This is a genomic window from Streptomyces sp. NPDC059816 (genome assembly GCF_042732055.1).
GTDB lineage: Bacteria > Actinomycetota > Actinomycetes > Streptomycetales > Streptomycetaceae > Streptomyces.
Genome location: NZ_JBHWIQ010000007.1, coordinates 237778 through 256417, shown reverse-complemented (window position 1 = coordinate 256417; position 18640 = coordinate 237778). Strand labels below are relative to the sequence as shown.

17 protein-coding genes are annotated in these 18640 nt (G+C 64.5%); 7 read left to right on the top strand and 10 right to left on the bottom strand.

The window, feature by feature from the left end:
* Positions 1-85: 85 nt before the first annotated feature.
* Complete coding sequence (locus ACFV88_RS12530; RefSeq protein ID WP_385489291.1) at positions 86-1081, bottom strand: GNAT family N-acetyltransferase; 996 nt, start codon at positions 1079-1081, stop codon at positions 86-88.
* Between the two features lie 385 nt (positions 1082-1466).
* On the opposite strand from ACFV88_RS12530, the gene ACFV88_RS12525 reads away from it, so the two are divergent.
* Genes ACFV88_RS12525 through ACFV88_RS12500 form a run of 6 tightly spaced genes read left to right on the top strand, consistent with a single transcriptional unit; the run spans position 1467 to position 7464 of the window.
* Positions 1467-2333 (top strand): class I SAM-dependent methyltransferase, encoded by an 867-nt coding sequence (locus ACFV88_RS12525; RefSeq protein WP_385489288.1) that lies wholly within the window; start codon positions 1467-1469, stop codon positions 2331-2333.
* The gene (gene cysS / locus ACFV88_RS12520) at positions 2333-3787 is read left to right on the top strand and encodes a cysteine--tRNA ligase (RefSeq protein WP_385489286.1); all 1455 of its coding nucleotides are present in this window, start codon (positions 2333-2335) and stop codon (positions 3785-3787) included. The genes ACFV88_RS12525 and cysS overlap by 1 nt, the downstream gene beginning before the upstream one ends.
* Complete coding sequence (locus tag ACFV88_RS12515) at positions 3762-5000, top strand: hypothetical protein (protein ID WP_385489283.1); 1239 nt, start codon at positions 3762-3764, stop codon at positions 4998-5000. The genes cysS and ACFV88_RS12515 overlap by 26 nt, the downstream gene beginning before the upstream one ends.
* A complete protein-coding gene (locus tag ACFV88_RS12510; protein ID WP_385489280.1) occupies positions 4997-5743 on the top strand; it encodes a P-loop NTPase in 747 nt (248 codons plus the stop codon). The genes ACFV88_RS12515 and ACFV88_RS12510 overlap by 4 nt, the downstream gene beginning before the upstream one ends.
* A complete protein-coding gene (locus tag ACFV88_RS12505; protein WP_385489277.1) occupies positions 5740-6825 on the top strand; it encodes a phosphotransferase enzyme family protein in 1086 nt (361 codons plus the stop codon). Before ACFV88_RS12510 ends, ACFV88_RS12505 begins: the two co-directional genes overlap by 4 nt.
* Positions 6826-6834: 9 nt before the next feature.
* The gene (locus tag ACFV88_RS12500) at positions 6835-7464 is read left to right on the top strand and encodes a dTMP kinase (protein ID WP_385489274.1); all 630 of its coding nucleotides are present in this window, start codon (positions 6835-6837) and stop codon (positions 7462-7464) included.
* Between the two features lie 3 nt (positions 7465-7467).
* Here the strand turns inward: ACFV88_RS12500 and ACFV88_RS12495 are convergent, their stop codons facing one another.
* From ACFV88_RS12495 to ACFV88_RS12455, 9 genes are all read right to left on the bottom strand, one after another.
* Entirely contained in the window at positions 7468-8535 is a 1068-nt protein-coding gene (locus tag ACFV88_RS12495; protein ID WP_385489272.1) for an amino acid--tRNA ligase-related protein, read from the bottom strand.
* A 456-nt stretch (positions 8536-8991) separates the two neighbouring features.
* Positions 8992-10893 (bottom strand): type IV secretory system conjugative DNA transfer family protein, encoded by a 1902-nt coding sequence (locus ACFV88_RS12490; protein ID WP_385489269.1) that lies wholly within the window; start codon positions 10891-10893, stop codon positions 8992-8994.
* A 134-nt stretch (positions 10894-11027) separates the two neighbouring features.
* Positions 11028-12530 (bottom strand): ATP/GTP-binding protein, encoded by a 1503-nt coding sequence (locus ACFV88_RS12485; protein ID WP_385489266.1) that lies wholly within the window; start codon positions 12528-12530, stop codon positions 11028-11030.
* Positions 12527-14020, bottom strand: coding sequence for an SCO6880 family protein (locus ACFV88_RS12480; RefSeq protein WP_385489263.1), 1494 nt, complete (start codon positions 14018-14020; stop codon positions 12527-12529). Before ACFV88_RS12480 ends, ACFV88_RS12485 begins: the two co-directional genes overlap by 4 nt.
* 49 nt (positions 14021-14069) lie before the next feature.
* Entirely contained in the window at positions 14070-15371 is a 1302-nt protein-coding gene (locus tag ACFV88_RS12475) for a hypothetical protein (RefSeq protein WP_385489261.1), read from the bottom strand.
* Positions 15372-15474: 103 nt separating this feature from the next.
* A complete protein-coding gene (locus ACFV88_RS12470) occupies positions 15475-16248 on the bottom strand; it encodes a hypothetical protein (RefSeq protein ID WP_385489258.1) in 774 nt (257 codons plus the stop codon).
* 20 nt (positions 16249-16268) lie between these two features.
* A complete protein-coding gene (locus tag ACFV88_RS12465; RefSeq protein WP_385489412.1) occupies positions 16269-16553 on the bottom strand; it encodes a hypothetical protein in 285 nt (94 codons plus the stop codon).
* 118 nt (positions 16554-16671) lie between these two features.
* Complete coding sequence (locus ACFV88_RS12460) at positions 16672-16914, bottom strand: hypothetical protein (RefSeq protein WP_385489255.1); 243 nt, start codon at positions 16912-16914, stop codon at positions 16672-16674.
* Between the two features lie 12 nt (positions 16915-16926).
* Positions 16927-17454 carry a DUF6668 family protein gene (locus ACFV88_RS12455; protein WP_385489253.1) on the bottom strand — a complete coding sequence of 176 codons (528 nt, stop codon included), beginning with the start codon at positions 17452-17454 and terminating at the stop codon, positions 16927-16929.
* 196 nt (positions 17455-17650) lie between these two features.
* Between ACFV88_RS12455 and ACFV88_RS12450 the strand changes: the two genes are divergently transcribed.
* Entirely contained in the window at positions 17651-18637 is a 987-nt protein-coding gene (locus tag ACFV88_RS12450) for a peptidoglycan DD-metalloendopeptidase family protein (RefSeq protein ID WP_385489250.1), read from the top strand.
* Positions 18638-18640: the final 3 nt, after the last annotated feature.

The window sequence follows — 18640 nt, the reverse complement described above, 5'->3', positions numbered from 1 at the left end:
CTTCCGGGGCCCGATGAACGGGCACCCGGAAGCGGCCCCCTGATCGGACTCGCGGCCCGCCATCCGTGGAGCGCTGCTGAGTCGCTCAGCGCATGAAGGACAGGGCGACGATGTCTTCCGGGACGCCACCGAGGCGGACCTTATAGCCTTGTGCACCTTTGAGGAAGTCGAACACGAGCCCCTGCGCGAGGGTGTCCTCGGCCAGGTAGGAGACGAGGACGACACCAGGCGCCAGCCCGTTGTGGGAGGCGTTGACCGCCGATATGTCGTACGACATGTTGTAGAGGTACTTCGTCCGCCGGTGTGTCAGCACGATCGCGGAAGCGACAGCGTGGTCCTGCGTACGGAGTTCCACCACGTGCGCGGCGTTCTTCGGAGCCAGTTCCTTGACCATGTTGCGGACCAAGTCGCCGTACTCCGTCACGAAGTCGCGCATGGCCGGTGCGGCCGATGCCTTCCAGTCGAGCAACTGTTCCAGTGCGCTGGACCAGGTGTCTGGGGTGGAGGTGGTCACCTCTACCGGACCGAACTCCTCCACCAGGCGCTTCCGCTTGCGGAGCACCTCTCCTCGCCGCTTGGAGTTCAGCAGCCCGAGGTACCCCTCCGGCGCCGACAGGATGCGGGGCGCCTGGTCGTACATCTCGACCGCAACCTTCGGCGCGCGCGAGCGGACGGCTTCGGTCAGCGCCTGGGTCAGGGTCTCGCCGGCCGGGAGCCCGGCAAGGTGAGCACGTTCCCACTGCAGTTCGTCGAAGACTAGCCGGACCACGGCTTCGGCCACGGCCGTTTCCCTGCCGTCTGCGACGGCCGGTCCCATGTAGTCGACGACGTCCTGTCCACCGGCAAAGAACAGAGCATCGTCTTTCAATTCAAAGGCGCAGAAGCCGATAACTTCTCCGCCGTCCATAAAAGTGGCCGCGAGGAATTCCGACGATGGATTCTTCATGGCGGTGTCGCGCCACCACGGCAGCAGGAATCCACTGTCCTGAAAAATAGAACCGGCCGTAGAAGCGAATTCGTTCCACGAAGGATTGCCGAGGACTTCATCGCCGCGTCCCCACGTTATGTCGACACTGCTCATGCCCCACACATGCCCTTCCTCGCCGGTCTGTAATCGTCTGGCCCCAGCCTGAAGCCGGCCGATGTGGAGACTTTCCCCGGCTACGGTATCAAGGTAGCGCTCCCCTCTCCTCTCTAGGCGGAAGCGGTTGGTGGCCCTCGCCGAGACGTCCGTTCCGGCCCTCCCTGCTCGCACGGCAGTCGTTCCGGGAGCGCGTCCGGTGGCGATCCGTAGCGCCGCACCACGCCATGACGAGCCGTCAAAGCGCCCTGTGGCACCTCTGGGCATGTCACCCATGGGGTTAGCATGGAAGGGTGTCGCTGACGTAGAGTCGATCGCCTCGGGTGGGGGTCCTGGATCTCATAGCCCGGCCCGTGAGATGCCGCTGCATAAAGGAGTTCCCGCCGTGGTCGAGGCTTCTGTCGATGTGTCCGTGCCGACCGCCGGATCGCTGTCCGAGATGGACTACTCAACCTTCGTCGGCCTGGTTCGTGAGCGGAACCGGCCCTCGGGGGGCGTGCGAACGGTGCAAGAGGCTGCGGTTCAGGCTCGGATCGGAGCAGGCAGTCGGGTCCTTGAGATCGGCAGCAACACCGGATTCACCTCGGTCAATTTGTCGTTGCTCACCGGAGCGTCGGTGCTGGGCATCGACATCAACGCGACCTCCGTCGTCGAGGCGGAAGCGTACGCACGGTTGCACGGATTGTCCGACCGGGTGCGTTTTCAGGTGCAGGACGCCCGGGGGCTCTCGGTCGAGGACGCCTCGTTCGATGCGGTCTGGGTCAGCAACGTGGTCTCGTTCGTACCTGACAAGGACCGGATGCTCGGCGAGGTGACACGAGCGGTCAAGGTCGGCGGCACCATAATCGCCGTGCCGATCTACTACCGATGCCAGCCGCCGACGAAGATCGTCGACCAGGTGTCCAAGGCCATCGGGACGCCTCTTGACGTGATGAGCAAGAGTGACTGGCGTGCATTTTACGAAACGGCGCCCGATCTCGAACTCTACTACGAATCTGATTTCGTCTACGACTTCATTGACGATCAGGACGTCGAACGATACTGCGATGACTTGATGACCAAGGAAAGCATCTCGATCCTCGATCCTGCTATGCAGCAGCAAATCCGAGCCCAGATGAGCTACTTCATGCAGCTGTTCAACGAGAATCTCAGCTACGCAGGCTTCTCCATCATGCTGATGCAGAAGCGGGTAGAGCGGGACGAGGTCGAGCTTTTCACCAGCCATTCCGCACCGCTCCCGCCCAAGGATTGATGGCCGTGACCAACCCATCAGCGAGCAGGCAGCTACGGCAGAGCCTGTCGCTCTACAGCACGCTGTCGCGCACCACCACGCACTTCACCCCCGTCGAGGGCAACGCCGTTCGGATGTACGTGTGTGGGCCCACCGTCTACAGCGCCCCGCACATCGGCAACATGCGGACCTACCTGTTCGCGGACATCACCCGCCGCGTCCTCCGCTTCGCCGGCTACTCCGTCCAGGCAGCCATGAACATCACGGACGTGGGCCACCTGACCAGTGACGCAGACAGCGGCGACGACAAAATGGCGAAGGCTGCCGCCGCTGAGCGGGCCACCGCGTGGGAGGTCGCGGAGAAGTACACGGAGATCTTCTTCGCGGACGCCGGTCGACTGAACATTCTGCCGATGGATCTGGTTCTGCGGGCCACCCAGCACATTCCCCAGCAGATCGCGCTGGTCCAGCGCCTAGAGGAGAAGGGTGTCGTCTACCGGACCGAAGACGGCATGTACTTCGACACCTCGTTCGTGCCCGACTACGGCAAGCTCACCCCAAATGACACGCGCGAGCACCTGCGCCCTGGCGAGCGGGTGGCCATGGGCGAAAAGCTTCACGCCACGGACTTCGCCCTGTGGAAGTTCTCCTCGTCGGACGCTCCGAAACGCGACATGGAGTGGCCGTCCCCCTGGGGCGTCGGCTTCCCCGGCTGGCACATCGAGTGCTCGGCGATGGCGATGGAGTACCTGGGCGAGACGCTGGACTTGCATCTGGGCGGCATCGACCACATTCCGGTCCACCACACCAACGAGATCGCGCAGAGTGAGACTGCGACAGGTGTCCCGTTCGCGCGCTGGTGGATGCACGGTGCGTTCCTCACCATCGAGGGTGAACGCAGAATGGGCAAGTCCGAGGGCAACAAGATCACCCTTGACACGCTCATCGACGATGGCTTCGATCCGCTCGAATTCCGGTACCTCGTTCTGCAGAGCCACTACCGGAGCCCACTCTCGTTCTCCCTCACCGGGCTGGAGCAGGCCGCGAACGCCCTGCGACGCCTGCGGCACCGGGTCGCAACCTGGAAGAAGTCGGTTGGCGCTGGGGCGGAGCTGCCACAGTGCGCCGACAGCCCGTACCTCACACGATTCCTCGAGGCACTGGCGGAGGATCTCAATACGCCGCGCGCTGTCGCCGAGCTGTGGCAGCTGGTCCGGGACCCCGAGATCGACGACGCCACCAAGCTAAGCCTGATCCTGGCCTTCGACGAGGTGCTGGGGCTGGACCTGGAATCCGCCTCGAAGGAGTCCACCCAGGTCCCGGACGAGGTGCTGCGGCTCGCGCAGGAGCGCTGGGAACTCCGTTCGGCGAAGCGATTCGAGGAGTCGGACAAGCTGCGCGACCGGATCCTGGCGGCTGGCTACACCGTTCAGGACGGGCCCGGGGGGTATGAGCTTGTTCCCGTTAGCGACTGATCTGCCCATGGAGTCGGGTGGACCGGCCGAGCGGGCGCTACGGCAACTACGTCGAGTGACGTCGTCATCGACAGCCACGCCTTCGGCCGTCGTCGACCTGGACCGAATCGCCGACGGAGTGGGGCTGGCCCGGGAGGCACACTCCCGCATCGTGGTCACCTACGCTATGAAGGCTTCCTACCACCGGCCGGTACTGGATGCCGTGCGTGCTACGGGGGCGGGCGTGAGCGCCTTTTCCGAATTGGAGATGGACCTCGCTCGCACGGCGGGGTTCGCGTCGTCCGACATCGTCTACAACGGCGTGGGCCGTGATGGTGCGGCGCTCGCCGCGGCGGTCGACGCCGGCGTCACCGTCAATCTGGAGTCACTCGCGGAACTGCACGGCCTCCTCCATGCTCGGGGTGCGGGGTCGCCGCCGGGCCGGATCGGCTTCCGTGTCAACAGTTCCGTGCTGGGAGGCAGTGATGCCCTCGGCAAGTACGGTGTACTCGGGCTGCCTGTCGACCACCTGCTCACGGTCGCGGATACGCTCCGGGGATCCAGTCTGGTTCTCGGCGGTATCAGTTTCCACCACTTCGCGAACCGGCTCAACGGTGCCGATCACCTCGATGCACTTGAACGGCTGCTACCGGAGTTGGCTCCGCTGTCCGGTCATCCTGCGGTCGCTCTCGACTACATCGACGTGGGCGGAGGCTGGGCCAGCAGGATGGAGATGGATGACGAGAACGCCACAGAAACGTTTCTCGCGCTCGCCGGCAGGATCGACGCGGCTTTCGACTGCACCACGATCCTCGAACTCGGCCGGTTCCTGGTAGCCGACGCCGAGGCCCTGCTCAGCCGAGTGGTGGATGTCCGGGCGGACGGTAGCACGGTGGTCGCGATCCTGGACGCGACCACGAACTACCTGATCCCGGCACCCGGCCATCGGTTCCGGGTGGAGCGGCTGGAGCCGCTTGCCGGGGGCGAGACGCGGACTCCGGTGCGGTTCGTCGACCGGATGGGCAGCACGATCTGTGAGAACGCTTGCGGCTCGCTGCGGCCGGGCGCCCTGGTCGGAGTGCTCAATGCGGGCGCGTACGCGGGCGTCATGAAGGAGCACTTCGTCTACCCCTTGCCTGACACGTCCTACGTAAGGGACGACATGGTCGTCGCCATATCACCCGCCGACGGCGAGGAAGCCGTTCGAGCCCACCATCACTGGTCCGAACGGTGACCCGCTTCACGGCCGTTTACGGCACGAAGGGTGGCGTCGGCAAGTCCACGATCGCCGTCAACACGGCGTATGCGCTGAGCCGTACGGGCGCGTCCGTCGGCCTGGTGGATCTGGATCTGTCCGGCCCGAACGTCCAGAATCTGGTGGCAGGCCTGACCGGCCGACCACCGACCATGGTGGACTTTCGTGTTCATCCCGGCCGGTACGGTGATGTCGACATTGCTGGGCTGGGGTTCTTCGTCCGACCGCACGAGGCGGGGCTCCTTAGCGGCAAGTACCTAGAGGGCGCTCTGACGCAGATCCTCTTCCACGACGTGTGGCAAGCCTACGACCACGTCATTGTGGACATGCCGCCCGGCTTCGACGACCTGCACCGCCAGGTCTTCAGTCGCCTGCCCATGCGGGTCGCCCTGGTCACCACGCCGCATGTCCTGTCGACCCAGGACCTCGCGCGGGGCCGTCGGCTGCTGGAACAACTGCACCTCCCGGTGCTCGGCTACGTGGAGAACATGAGCCACTTCTGCTGTGAGTTCTGCGGTCGTTCCTCACGGCTTTTCACCCCCGCCGACGACGGCGCATTGGATGATCTAGCGCTCCTCGCGCGCGTACCGTTCGTCCCTGACCCGCCCGACCTCGGAGTCTCCGTCCCCTTGGTCCTCACCGAGGAGCCGGCCGTCGCCGAATTCCGGCTCGGCATTCACCACATCGCGCGGCGCATTCACGAAAAGGAACGCCAAGGATGAGCACGGACGCGAAGCCGCTTGACACCTCGATCGGTGTGATCTCCGACGACCAGCTCACCAGAGTGCAGGCAGCGTACGGTTTGGACTCCCTGCTGGTGCTGCCGTTCTTCTCTCTCAACAAGTCGATCATCGACCTGAGACGGCGTACGGAGACGGCGCGCAAGGTGTTTATCGAGTCGGACCGGGGCATCCTGTTTCTCAAGGAACTGCCTTGGTACTGCTCATCGTTGGAGTTCGCGGCATTCCAGACGGACCTGCTGTCCCAGCTGCACGAACTGGGCGCCCCGGTGGCCGCCCCGCTGGTCACCCGCTCAGGACACGGCTACTTCCATGACCGCCGGACCGGCTCCATCTTCACCCTCCAACGGTATGTCGGGGGCCGGAGTTGGACCGGTGGTGACGGTGAGGCGCAGGCGGCCGGACGCGCACTGGCTGGCTTGCACACCCACGCACAGCAGGCGCGGTTGACGGGTCTGCCAGGGATGCGTGACGCGTTCGCCAGCGCGAAGAGCCTGGTGAGTCTGCTTCAAGACATCGCGGAGCACCCTGAGCCGGTACGCGAGGAGATCAACGACTTCACTCGGCTCGCGCTCGCCACCATCAAACGGTCCAGGACCGAGGCATACGCGGCCGGATACGGATCCGAGACACTACCCGTCCACGGCGACTTCAACCCGTTCAACCTCATCTTCGGGGAGAGGCTAGAGAAGGACGAGACGGTCGTCGGGATCGTGGACTTCGACAACGCCTGTCTCGACGACCGGGCTCACGACCTGGGAGAATCTCTGGTTCGCTTCGGGTGGGTCAACTACCGTGGCCTGAGCTCTGCATACGGAGCGGTGCCGACGGGATTCGACCACACTGCCATCAGCGCAGTCCTGTCCGGATACCGCTTGGTTGACGAAGCGTCAGCAGCTGTGGCACGACCGCTACTACCGCCCGTCATGACCGTCGTAGCCTTGGAGTTGGCTGCCATCGGCCTCCTGTCTGCGTACTACACGCCCGGCGACCTGCCGACCCTCCGACGCAGCGCGGAGAGCCTTCCCGAGATGGCCGCCGAGGCCATAGCCTCTGTCTGGTAGGAATCTGACATGTCACAGCAGTTGCTTCTCTCCATCGACGGGATCGACGGCTCGGGCAAGTCGACTCAGGTCGCGCGGGTCGCTACGGCGTTGTCGGCGGCCGGCATCCGCGCGGAACCTGTGGTGGTGAAGGCGTTTGGCGCCCGCACCGTCAACACGTTGGCGGAGCAGCTGACCGGGGACCCATACGCTTACCATCCCGCGATACCCGTCGAGTTGCGTGAGTGGGCCTTCGCCTGCGATGTCGCATACTTCACCAAGACGAGATTCCCGTCGCTCCTCGACGACGGCGTCACCGTGGTGTGGGACCGTGGGCCGCTGTCCTACTATGCCTCCGCCGTCGCGTACGGCGGCCTCTCCGAGTGGGTCGGCCGAGCCCAGTCGCTCTATCCCCGCCCGCACCGTACCTACTTGTTGGATCTTCCTGCAGAGGCAGCGGTGCAACGGCTCAAAGAGCGGACTGGGAATCGGCAGCGAACCGATGAGTCCGTGGACCTCCTCCGCCAGGTCCAGGAACTCATGTGGGGGATCGCGAAGGAAAGGCCGGACATCGTTGTCCTGGACGCTACACGCGACCCCGATGAGATCACCGGTCAGATCCTTCGCAACTGGCTCACTGATCGGCCGGAGACCAACTGACGATCACACCCAGGATCGGGTGCCGGCTATGCGGGGCATCACGTGGAGGTCCCGGATGTCGTCGTGCTGCATGACCCAGAGCAGGAATCGTTCGAGGCCGAGGCCGAACCCTGCGGTCTCCAGCGGATAGTCCTCCTTCATCCGGACGTACCAGGTGTACTCGGACTCCGCTATCGAATGGTCCACGAGTGCACGACGGGTCTCCTTCCCGGTGATGTGTCGCGCACCGCAACCGACAACCTCGCCGACCCCGAAGAGGAGATCGGCGCTGTGAGCCCTGCCTCGCTTGTCGACCCGCTGGTAGAACGGCACCGTGATGGATGGCGGAGAGGCCAGCCACACGGCGCCCCCGAAGCGCTCGATGAGAGCTTGCTCGCCGTCGCGCGTGATGGCTGGCGCGCCTGGCGCCTTCAGCGTGAAGGCATGCGACCCGAGGAGGTCTTGCGCCTCGTCGTAAGTGATCCGTGGGAATTCCGCTTGCTTGAGGAGAGCCTCCAGATGGTCGGTGGTGCCGGCGCACCGCTCAACCTGGTTCCCGACCGATCCTTCCAACAGACCTTCGGTCAGGGCTCCCAAGTACGCCTCAACCAGGCTCATGACATCGTCCTGGCCTCCGCGGATCTCTGCCTCGGAGTGGAAGAACTGGTTGAGGTGTGTCTGGTCGGCGTCCTCCCCGCGGAAGGTCGGCATGATGTAGTACGCGCCCTCCAGCCCGTGCCGCAGCATGAACTCCAATTGGAACTGCATGGAATCGGCCAAATAGGTACGGTCACCCATGAGGTCGATCTGTACCGGCAGGCTGTCGCTCCCGAGCCCCATCGGGCTCGAAACTGAGCTGACCGTCACAGGCATGAGCACCGGAGAGATGTTTCGAGACTGGTAGAACGAGCTGGTGCTGTTCACGATGGAGGCGTTGATAGCGGTCACAGCCCGGTACCAATGATGCTCAACTGCCGCAGTGAGGTGCGCCTCTGGATCGGCCCACACTCCCGGTGGCCGCGTTCGCTGCTCGTGCGACCTGGTTACGTTCTCGTCTGGCGAGGTGTGGAGTAGATCGATGCCTTGGCTCACGCCCTGGCCTCCTTGTTGCGCTTGATCCGTCAAGAGATCGCACCAAAGCAGTGGTGCTGATGGGGCGTTAGCTATCCCCTGGCAAGAATAAGAGCACATGGGCCGGAACGGAAGGTTCGTCATCTCGCCTTCCTGGGACGCACCATGACGAGCCATCAGGCCTTTGGCAGGCTCGGATGCGCACGTCTGTGGGGAGGGAACGACGAGACCCTGGTAGCCGGCGTGGACCTGGAGACAGCCCTACGTTCCGGAGGTCTGCGCCGATCGGATGATCCTGTGCGAGGCATGGAAGCGTTTGGTGTACGGGACAGACACAGCCGGAATGTCGGGTTCCCCGCGGAGCCCCGCGCACGTGACGGCCGTTCAACACGAACCGATTCCTGGTGCGTTATTCTGGTAAAGCAGACGCACTACTCTAATCGCAGCGTTCGGAAGTCACGGTTCTGATCCTCATCCTCACTTACTCGATTCGCCGAAAGCGCGGTCATACTTCTCGCACATTTCCTGGCCGATTCGTGCGCGCATCTCAGGGTCTTTGAACCATGGCGTCGCCGAGACTTTCAAAGGCGGAAGGTTCCCGGACAAGACAACTGCGTGGTCCTTCGGCAAGGTGCGCAGATAGTCGATCGGGGCCAACCTTATGTCTTCGGAGCCTTCGTTGACTGTCCTTCGTTTTCCTCCGCCTTGGTTTGAGTATCCAAATTTAAGTTGCGAAACGGATTGGTCGCCGATCAGTCGGGAAAGCCGGTCGAGTGTCTTGTCGTCCGAGGATCCGGGCAGGTAGAGCCGGGTGGTGTGATTACCCAGAACGGTGGGGGCTCGCGTACCATAGAGCGTCCCTACCTGTGACTCATCCTGCCAGATCGACATGATGACGATGCCGAATCCACGATAGGTGGCAGCCATCTTGTCGAGAGTCGGCAATGGTGCGACATTGGCGGCTTCTTCAAGGAGGAGCAGCGGAGGGTTCAGTAGCGGACCGGCCCCCTGACGCTGTTGTCGCTTGCGGGCCGCCCGAAGATAGGAATTCGCCACCGTCTGGAATACGGGGCGGAGTAGTGCCTGCTCTTCCTCATCACTGACGGCATAGATGGTGCCGCCCGTGTCCAGTACGTCTTCCACGTCCAGAACTCGGCGCCCGAAAGGACTGTATGGTTTACCCTCATCATCGAACCTGATGTCTGTCGTCGGCGCCATCTGGGCGGAAACGAACGGCTTGAGTATCAGATCCGCATTGGCGAAGACGAACCCCAGATCCTTGAAGTGACGCCCCTTGGTTGCTGTCAGTCCGCGACGGGCCAGCGCCAGATCTTCTTTGCCTGCCGAGTCTGTGATGGTGGTTTCATATTCGTCGAAAAGTGCTTCGATTCGATCGAAATCCTTGTATCCACTCCAGTCTGCGACGTCCAACATCGACTTGTTAGCTTTTCGGGCGATCCACAGCATCGGCGCCAAGGCTATCTGGGTCAGGTTAATGAAGTAACGCACTGCCCCGTCCTGGCTGGCTCCCTCCATGACTGCCTCGGAGAGCCATTGAGCTACCTTGTCAGCATCGGCGAAATCATGAATCGACATGAGCGGTGACCAGGCGCACAGGTATTTGCGCTGATGTTCCGGCCATTCTCCTGTGGGGTCGAAGATGTATACGGGTCGGCCAAGCGTGTCGCCCCGGTAGTTCAGCGTCAGATCTGCTACGTCATTCTTCGTGGATGTGACGAAGATTGAATCGGGCCAGCTCAATATGGTCGGTACGACGTACTTCACTGTTTTTGACGAACCCGTCGGGGCGATGACCGCGATCGATGTGTAACGCGAAGTCGCCAGTTTGATCGATGGATCTTCCACCATCGCACCCAGGTAGACCCGTCCGGTGAGGGAGTCCCGGTCGGGGACCACCAGGGAATCAACATCAGCGGGCTGTGCCCAGATGACTGATTTGTCCCGTTGTTCCTTGCGAATCTTGACATAGCGGGTGCGACGGTTCTCGGCGAGTGAACGAGAGATCCAGGAGATCAGCCTCTGCACGGTGATCCCTACCGCGATGACCAAGACGAAGAAGGCCGTCCAGAAGAAGGCATCGGGACCCAGTTCGGACCGGTCTTCATCCGGCCACGCGAGCGTGCGTTCGTCCCAGTTCATGGCCAGCCGCAGGGCAAGGGAGAACGATGCTGAGAACGGCTGGCTGGGCCAGGAGCCATGGGCCACGAGCGCAACGAGACCTCCCGAGAGCCAGGCCAACAGGCCGAGGCCCCAGCTCAGACCCAACAAGCAGGCCATCAGCGTGCCGATCACTTCATCTGTCGACCATGTATGTCCGGATCTGCTAGCAGCGGATTTGGTCTTCATGCTCTTGGACACGCCATCGCTACCTCTCTGTTCATGCGAGATGCCGCAAGCACTATTGAGGACCCGTTCAGAACGGGTCCGGTTGGCATCACATCCATCAAGGGGCCGTACCGGCGCCTAGGTGATAAACCGTTCGGCGGACGGAGTCATGGGCCAACCTCTGACGCCCCGCCCATGGTGCCCGTCTCCGAGGCCCAGCGCAGATTGGTGTTGTGCAGTTGCCGCTCGGTCTCGGTGATCGCCACCCGGATCGGGATGCCAGGGCGCCCGCCAACCTTCACCAGGAACCGGCCCCGCCCGGGCGGCTCCTCGTTCCCACCGATGCCGGCCCAGCCGGGGGGCGAGGACCAGGAGGAGACTAGGTCGATCTCGCGTTCCGAGAGGCCGACGATCTGGCTGAGGTCCTGCAACTCCGCACGCGGCAGCCCCGCGCAGACCACCATCCCGGCACGCTCGACGAATCCACGGGCCTTGGCTCGGTCCGCTTCGCTCCCCAATGCCTCTGCGTCCTTGAGGGTGTGGGTGATCTTTGCGTCCCCGAGGCCGAGCGAGCGGTTCAACCGGGTCAGCGCGTCGATGCGTTCCACGATGCCGGATGCGGCACGCAGCGGCCGCCACAGCTCGTCGAGGACCGTGAAGAACCAGCGCCTCGGCGCGAGGCCGGCATCGGACAAGGCGTGCGAGGCGGCAACGGTGCCCAGTCCGTCCGACCATGCGGCTAGCATCGCGGCGGCCGTGAGCTGCGTGTCCGCTTCACCGATGCGGGAGATGTCGATGCACACCGCCGGCGCACTGGGGTCGATGCGGGTCGAGGTCTCGGACGCGAAGGTGTCGCCTAGCGGTCCGTCGAGCACGCCCAGCAATGAGCGGTGCAGGGGGTCAACGGCTTTGCGGTACCGGCTCATGTCCCCGCGGTCCAGGGTCACCGACCGCACCCGGTCCGGCCCTTCGTCTAGAACCCGGAGTAGATCGGGCAGCAGGGGCGGCCGGCCGGCCTGGGTCCGCTCGTTGAGGTGGTGCAGACAGGCGGAGAGAACGGATTGTTCGTGGTCGTCCATGGCCCGGCCGCGCACGATGGTGATGAGTGCGGCCACCATATTGAGGACTCGGCCGTGTGCCTCGGAGATGAGCGCCCTGGCCTTGTCGCCTTGCAACCGCTTGGCGGCCTGGCCCATGGCTCCCGGATCGAGAACGTTGATACCGCCCATGCCGCGGCCGATGGAAATGACTTGCCCCTGCAAGGCACGCACGGTGTCGGCATAGTCGGGCTTCAGGTCACCGAGCACCAAGGGCACCACACCCGTCGCCGTCAGCCCGATCAGCATCCGGTTGACCAGCGTGGACTTCCCGAGGCCCGGCATGCCAAGCATGAAGAGCGAGGGGTTGGAGATGTAACGCGCTCTGGTGAACCATGAGATGGGATCCCCGCACACCGTCGCGCCCGTGTGTAGATGCTGACCTAGCGGAACACCCGTCATCGGGGCACCCGAACCCGCAGCGAACGGCCAGAGCCCGCAGGCTTGCACCGTGGTCGACCGCCACATGGCAGGCGGTTCGAGGTTCCCGACCTGCCCCCCACCGGGCCCCGGGTAGCCACGCGACGGTACGAACGGCACCCTCGGCTTCCTCGGTTCGGCCTTCCTCCTCACAGGGCCTCCCTAATCGAGTGCGGGATCAGCGTGTGCTCCCACGGCAGGATTCCAACCGGTAGCGCGCATGTGAACGCTGCCGCTTGCATGCGGTCGGCCGACCGCATCTGCACACGGGACGACGCCTGGAGGTTCCGTACGGTCGTCACGGCATCGGCGAGCTGGGACTCGTCGTCGACGGTGACCGTCAGCGACAGGGAGAACTCCACCAGGCCCGCGCCCGATGCCTCCTCCGCCGCGGTCTGTTCGGCGGCGCGCATCTCGGTCGCGGCTCGTGCCTGCATCAGGCCGCGTCCGGAGGACGCGGCGAAGTGCGCGTTGCGACGGTCGGACTCGACGATGCGGGCGGATGTGGCCGGATCGATCGGCCGGTACATAATGCACACCCGCTTGCGCCGGGTCCCCTGCACAGGCTCCAGCAGGCCACGCAGCACGTTCGAGCGGACGGTACCGCGAGGTGCGAGGGTGAGGAACCAGCTCTTGGAGACGCCCGAGTCGTGCCGGTAGGCGTGCACGGTCTCCTCAGCCGTGGCCGGGCCGGAGTCCTCCCACTCCAGGCCGGTGGAAGCTTGCTCGTTGCGGGCGTTGAGCATGTCGGACGAGATAGCCGGGTCGTATGCCACCCGGACCACCTCGGCGATGCGTTCCGCGGACAGCGGGTAGGCCGCCCCTCCGCCGGAAGCCACCAGACCGGACAGCAGGCCCGGCAACCGCATCGCCAACTCGGTGACGACGGCCTCGGGGTCACGTCGATTGTTCATGGCCCCGTAGGTGAGGGTGATGTACGTGTGCATCTCTGAGGACGCCTGCGGGTAGCGGGCGACGACCTCCTCCATCACGGCGCGGGCCGCAGCGGGGGCGTCGGGCGCGAGGCGCGGCAACACCTCTGCAACCAGTCGAGTGCCGGTGTCCGGTGCGGTCTCCACCACGACGCTGGCCCCCCGCAGCCCGGGTTCGTGCGCCAGACGGGCGAGCCAGTCGCCCCAGGAGGCGACCCAGATATCGACCTGCTCGGGGTCAATGAGCGAGCCGCCGTCGGGTTCGCACGCGAGCACGACAGTGTAGAAGTTCCGGCCGGGGTGGTGCAGTACGCCGAAGGGCCGGTCGTACGCGTCACGTCCCTCGCGCATCTTGACCCGAGCCAGCAGCCCTGGCGGTGAGAAACGACCGCCAGGGCGGCGGGAGAGCGGGCCCGACACGTACGTGGTTGCACCCTTGGACTTGCGATTCATCCAGCCGATGCGGGAAGCAATGAGCTGGTACACATTGCGGCCATCGACCGTGCGTACGGCTATGGGCGCGACGATCAGGAAGAGCGGGATCAGCACTCCGATCGCCAACGGCAGCGAAACCAGCGAAAGGAGCAGCACGACCACGAGGCCACAGAACGTGACCACGGTGCCAATGAGTCCCAACGGTCCCAGGCCGGGTCGCCTGGGACGTCGCCAGTTGCCGTACGTGGGCCGCTGGGACTGGGGTGCTGATGCCATGCGTTCGCCCTTCCTTTCCTTTCATGAACGAGCGGTCGATCGGTAATGACTACTCGTTGTGTCCCTTGTTGCCGTCGTTGTCATCGAAGGAGCCGATGATGTCGCTGACGGCACCCGTCGCTGTTTCCCCCGCCAGCGCCTTCTTCATGCGGCGCCTCGTGGCGGCCTGGTCGGACGCACCCGTAGCGGCTCGACCTCGGCCGGAAGTCCCCCCACCCGAGGTCGAGCCGGAGCCGCCACCGCCGCCGGAGACTCCTCCGGACGGTCCGGCACCGCCACTGCCGGCACCACCACCGCCTCCTGCCGCCGAGGTTCCACCGCTACCGCTACCGCTACCGCTACCGCTACCGCTACCGGTGCCGCCGCCACCCACAACTCCCCCTGCGGAGGTGGTTCCTCCGCCACCGGTGGTTCCTCCCGCGGAGGGCCCAGCGCCGCCGCTGGACGGCGACCCCTTGGGGGCCATGCCGCTCTTGCCGGCGCCGGCGGCGCCCCCCCCACCACCACCGACAGCGCCCTTGGAGGCGACTCTGACCGCACCGGTGGCCATGGCGTTGGCGGTGTCCAGCGCGACCGAGCCGCCCGATGCGCTGCCGAGCGCGGCGGTCGCCGGGACGACGAGCTTCAGGAGTGCGGGAAGCGCGAAGGTGGCCAGCAGGAGAACGCCGAGGCCCGAGATGACCTGGGTGAGGTTCTTGTCATTGCCGTCACCGCCTTGGGTCATGACCTTGCCGGAGAAGAAGATGAGTGCGGCAGCTGGTTTGAAGAGCAGCCACGCGACCAGCCAGCCCACGTGCTTCCTCCACCAGCCGCCACCCCAGCCGGTCATGGAGGCCGCTGCGGCAAGCGGCAAGGTTCCGACCAACATGACGAGGACACCGATGCGAAGGATCATCAGAATGGCCTGGACGAAAGCCGCGATAATGGCCAGGAGCGCGAAGATGAGGACCAGGCCCGGGCTCGTCGGCACCAACACCATCAGTGACCCGCCGATGATTTTGGCACCGGTGTCGCCGGTTCCTGCCTGTTTGTAGATGTACCGGGCGTATGCATCGGAAGCCACGCTCAGTGACTGCACCGTGGCAGTCGCTGTGGCGCTCACCAGAATGACCCGCCACATCCCTTGGAAGGCTTGCACCATGGGCTGTCCCTTGCGCTCGACAGCCATGCGTATTGCGGCAATCAGTAGGGAAGCGACGGCTATGTAGCCGACGATCCAGTTCAGCTCCGATTGGATGGTTCTGATCGGAGCTTCAGATCCATCAGAGTCGATGCCGAGCCAGAAGCTGTTGAGCCAATCCAATATCTTCTCGGCAGCTTTACCCAGAGCTTCAGCGAATGCCTCCACCACGTTTCCAATCGCCGTATCGAGGGCCTTTCCGACAGCCTTCTCAACCGCCCCTGGAATTGCCTTGATGCAGTCGCCCGGCGAGCTTACCCCGCACCCCATGCCTTCACTTCCCCCATGCGATGAAGCCGGTATCGTCGGACACTATGCTGGGATCGGGGCTGTAGGAGCCGTCGCTGCGCAGAATCAACTTCCAGTCCCCGTCCTGCCATTGCATGTTGACCGACACGGTGAAGTAGGCGCCCTCAGCGTACTCCAGCAGCATCATCAGACTGGTCCTTTCCTTGGTGAAGGAAAGGACGGAGAAACCGGCGTAGCGGCCGTCTTCAGGGGGAGCCGAAAGAGATTTATCCTTCTCTTTGGCCCGCGCCTCAAGGAACTTGTCCCGTGCCTTACCCGGGACCATCTGCCTTTCCGCGAGTTCACGCCAGCCCGGGTAGCTGATCCGGGAGGTGATGGAGTGCGCAGCCATGACCGCACCCATCGGCGTGTGGGCGTAACAGGACCAGATCGGGCCGTTGAAGTGCTTCGGCCCGGAAAGTTCGGACACGGGAACCGACATGCTGCCCAGATTCTTCCACTTCAGATCTCTGGGTGAATTCTTCGGAAGAGATGTGTCGCGGTCAGCGGTGCGGCATTCCGGCGCCCGTCCGTCACCCGAGCCGAGGCCAGATGGTGCGTCGTCCTCGGACTTCTCGGCGGTCGCCGAGGCCTGTGGACTGGGTTGGCTGGAGTCCTCGTCACCGCCGGAGGTCACCGCAGCCACTCCCGCCAGCACAAGCATGGTGAACAGGAATCCCGCGGAGAGGACCCACCCCCGCTGTTGGAGCAGCGGGGTCTTCCACTCCCCGCTCTCCTGCGGCGCACGCCTGAACTCCATTTACGCCACCTCCGTCGGCGTCAGGCGAAGACGAAGTTGACGAGTGGGCCCGCGGTGGCCACCAGGACACAGCCACCGAGCACCATGCCCAGCCGGCCCATGTGCTCCGAACCCTCCCCGCGGCGCATGGAAATGGCCATCATCGCGCCCGTGATCAGCACGCCGGCCACGCCGGCCGCCGTGCCTGCCCAAGCCACGACGCCGAGTACCGTGTCGACCTTGTCGGTCAGTTCCTTGGGCGCCTTGGCATCGGGGTCCGGGGCTGCTAGGTGGACAAGGTAGCGCTGGGCAAGTTGCACGATCATCTCCTCGACGTTCTGAAACTGATGTGCCGCCACCGTTTGTTGGGGACGGATCGCCGTCACATGCGGCTGGTACTGCGGGGGGAACGTGCCGGATCGCTCCCTCTCTCCCCCGTTCTCCTCACACGAACAGGCTGACCAAGGGGCCGGCGGACGCGGCGAGGATGCATGCCCCCATCACGACACTGAACTGGACAAGGTGCTCCTGCCCGTCACCGTGGCGGAGGGAGATGGCCATCCGCATACCGACGATCAGAACCCCCATGACTCCGGCGGCTGTTGCTACCCAGGCGACCATTCCCAGCACGTCGTTGAGAGGTCCGGTCACGGAAGCGGGCGGCCCAGCAAGCGGGATACTCGTCACGACGCGTCTCCTTCATTGAGTCGGCGTCCCGACCTTACGTGTCAGGACGCCCAGTTCGCGGGGAACGTTCCCCGCGAACTCGCCTCTGCGCCAAGCGGGAACCCAGGGGATGCGGAAGACCGAGGACGCGGAACTGATGATCCTGATCCGCTTGTTGAGGTCCCGAGGTACCCGGCCAGGGGCGTCCGCGACTAGTACCACCGCGATGATCCGCAGGCCTTCGGGCTGGTGGCCGCGCCGGAAGAGGTCGAGGGTTTGCGAGACGGCCGTCAGCCCGGCTGCATGGGTTCGGGCCACCAAGAGGAGGTCTGGGGGCTCTCCTTGAGCTGTGTTCGGCCATCGGCGACCGACGTCAACGCCACCAGCAAGGGCTGCCAATGTGGTGGCGCCGGCGCCACCGTGCACGCCGAACCAGGAGAACTCGCATCCTGGGGGCACCCCTTGGGTCGTTTCATCGACCGGTTCTTGAGCGTGCTGGGAATCGACGTCGACGATCGGATCCCGCAACCAAATGTCCGGCCCATAGTCCACCTCGACCATCTCCCCCGTGTCGCGCCCACCACCTCCGGCCGAGCTCGGACATGGGTCAACTCCCATGCTATCATCAGTTTTACCCAATAGCGGATGGCTCGCGGGTAGTTGGCTTGAGCGACAGACCCTACCAAGTGGCGAGCGGTTCCCTACGGGGATACGGCCAATCAACGGGGTTTGCATGTCGCGGAGTTCGGTGCTCTGGGTGGTCGCCGCCGCCTTGTCCTTGCTGCTCTTACCGATCGTTCTGGTTATCGGATTGTTCTCCCAAGTCACGGAACCACCCGAAACCGGCACGGGCAGCGGCGGCTTGAACTCCGGTGCAGTGCCCGAGGAGTACGTGAAGTGGGTACTCAAGGCAGGCGCCCTGTGCGACGAGATCCCGCCCGCGGTCATCGCCGCCCAGATCGAGGCTGAGTCCGGCTGGAATCCGAACGCCGTTTCCTTCGCGAACGCCCAGGGACTGTCCCAGTTCATCCCTGGCACCTGGGCTACTTGGGGACGGGACGACGACGGGAATGGCACGATATCCCCGTTCGACCCGGGCGACGCGATCATGGCCCAGGGCAGGTACGACTGCGCCCTGGTCGATCAGGTCAGGCCCTACGCGAACAGCGGCAACCTCCTGGACCTCACGCTCGCTGCCTACAACGCCGGTCCGGGACGGGTGCAGCAGTACCGGGGTGTGCCGCCGTACTCCGAGACCATCGCGTACGTGGCACGCATCAAGTCCCTGATGGGCAAGTACGAAGGGGCCGTGGGCGGCGGTGGGAAGATCCCGCCGGGACAGCAGATGGCGATGCCCCTGGCCGGGAACCCGCAGGTGACCTCACCATACGGCTACCGAATGCACCCGGTCCTGCATGTACGCAAGTTGCACACGGGCATCGACTTCGCTGCTGGAATGGGCGACCCCATGAAGGCGGCCCGGGACGGGGAGGTCACGTTTGCTGGCTGGTCAAACGGATACGGGAACCGTGTGGTGATCTCGCACGGCACGCTGAACGGCCAGCGGGTCAACACGACGTACAGCCACATGTCGGCGATCAGCGTGAGCGAGGGCGAGCGGGTGAGGACCGGCCAGCAGATCGGCGCGGTGGGATCCACGGGGTTCTCCACTGGTGCCCACTGTCACTTCGAGGTCCAGGTGAACGATGGGTACGTGAACCCGGCGCCATGGCTGGGGATATGAGGC

Bases quoted from the DNA above. Each gene is read 5' to 3' on its own strand.
- ACFV88_RS12530 (WP_385489291.1), bottom strand. From the start codon at position 1,081: ATGAGCAGTGTCGACATAACGTGGGGACGCGGCGATGAAGTCCTCGGC.
- cysS (WP_385489286.1), top strand. From the start codon at position 2,333: ATGGCCGTGACCAACCCATCAGCGAGCAGGCAGCTACGGCAGAGCCTG.
- ACFV88_RS12515 (WP_385489283.1), top strand. From the start codon at position 3,762: ATGAGCTTGTTCCCGTTAGCGACTGATCTGCCCATGGAGTCGGGTGGA.
- ACFV88_RS12505 (WP_385489277.1), top strand. From the start codon at position 5,740: ATGAGCACGGACGCGAAGCCGCTTGACACCTCGATCGGTGTGATCTCC.
- ACFV88_RS12500 (WP_385489274.1), top strand. From the start codon at position 6,835: ATGTCACAGCAGTTGCTTCTCTCCATCGACGGGATCGACGGCTCGGGC.
- ACFV88_RS12480 (WP_385489263.1), bottom strand. From the start codon at position 14,020: ATGGCATCAGCACCCCAGTCCCAGCGGCCCACGTACGGCAACTGGCGA.
- ACFV88_RS12470 (WP_385489258.1), bottom strand. From the start codon at position 16,248: ATGGAGTTCAGGCGTGCGCCGCAGGAGAGCGGGGAGTGGAAGACCCCG.
- ACFV88_RS12465 (WP_385489412.1), bottom strand. From the start codon at position 16,553: ATGATCGTGCAACTTGCCCAGCGCTACCTTGTCCACCTAGCAGCCCCG.
- ACFV88_RS12455 (WP_385489253.1), bottom strand. From the start codon at position 17,454: ATGGTCGAGGTGGACTATGGGCCGGACATTTGGTTGCGGGATCCGATC.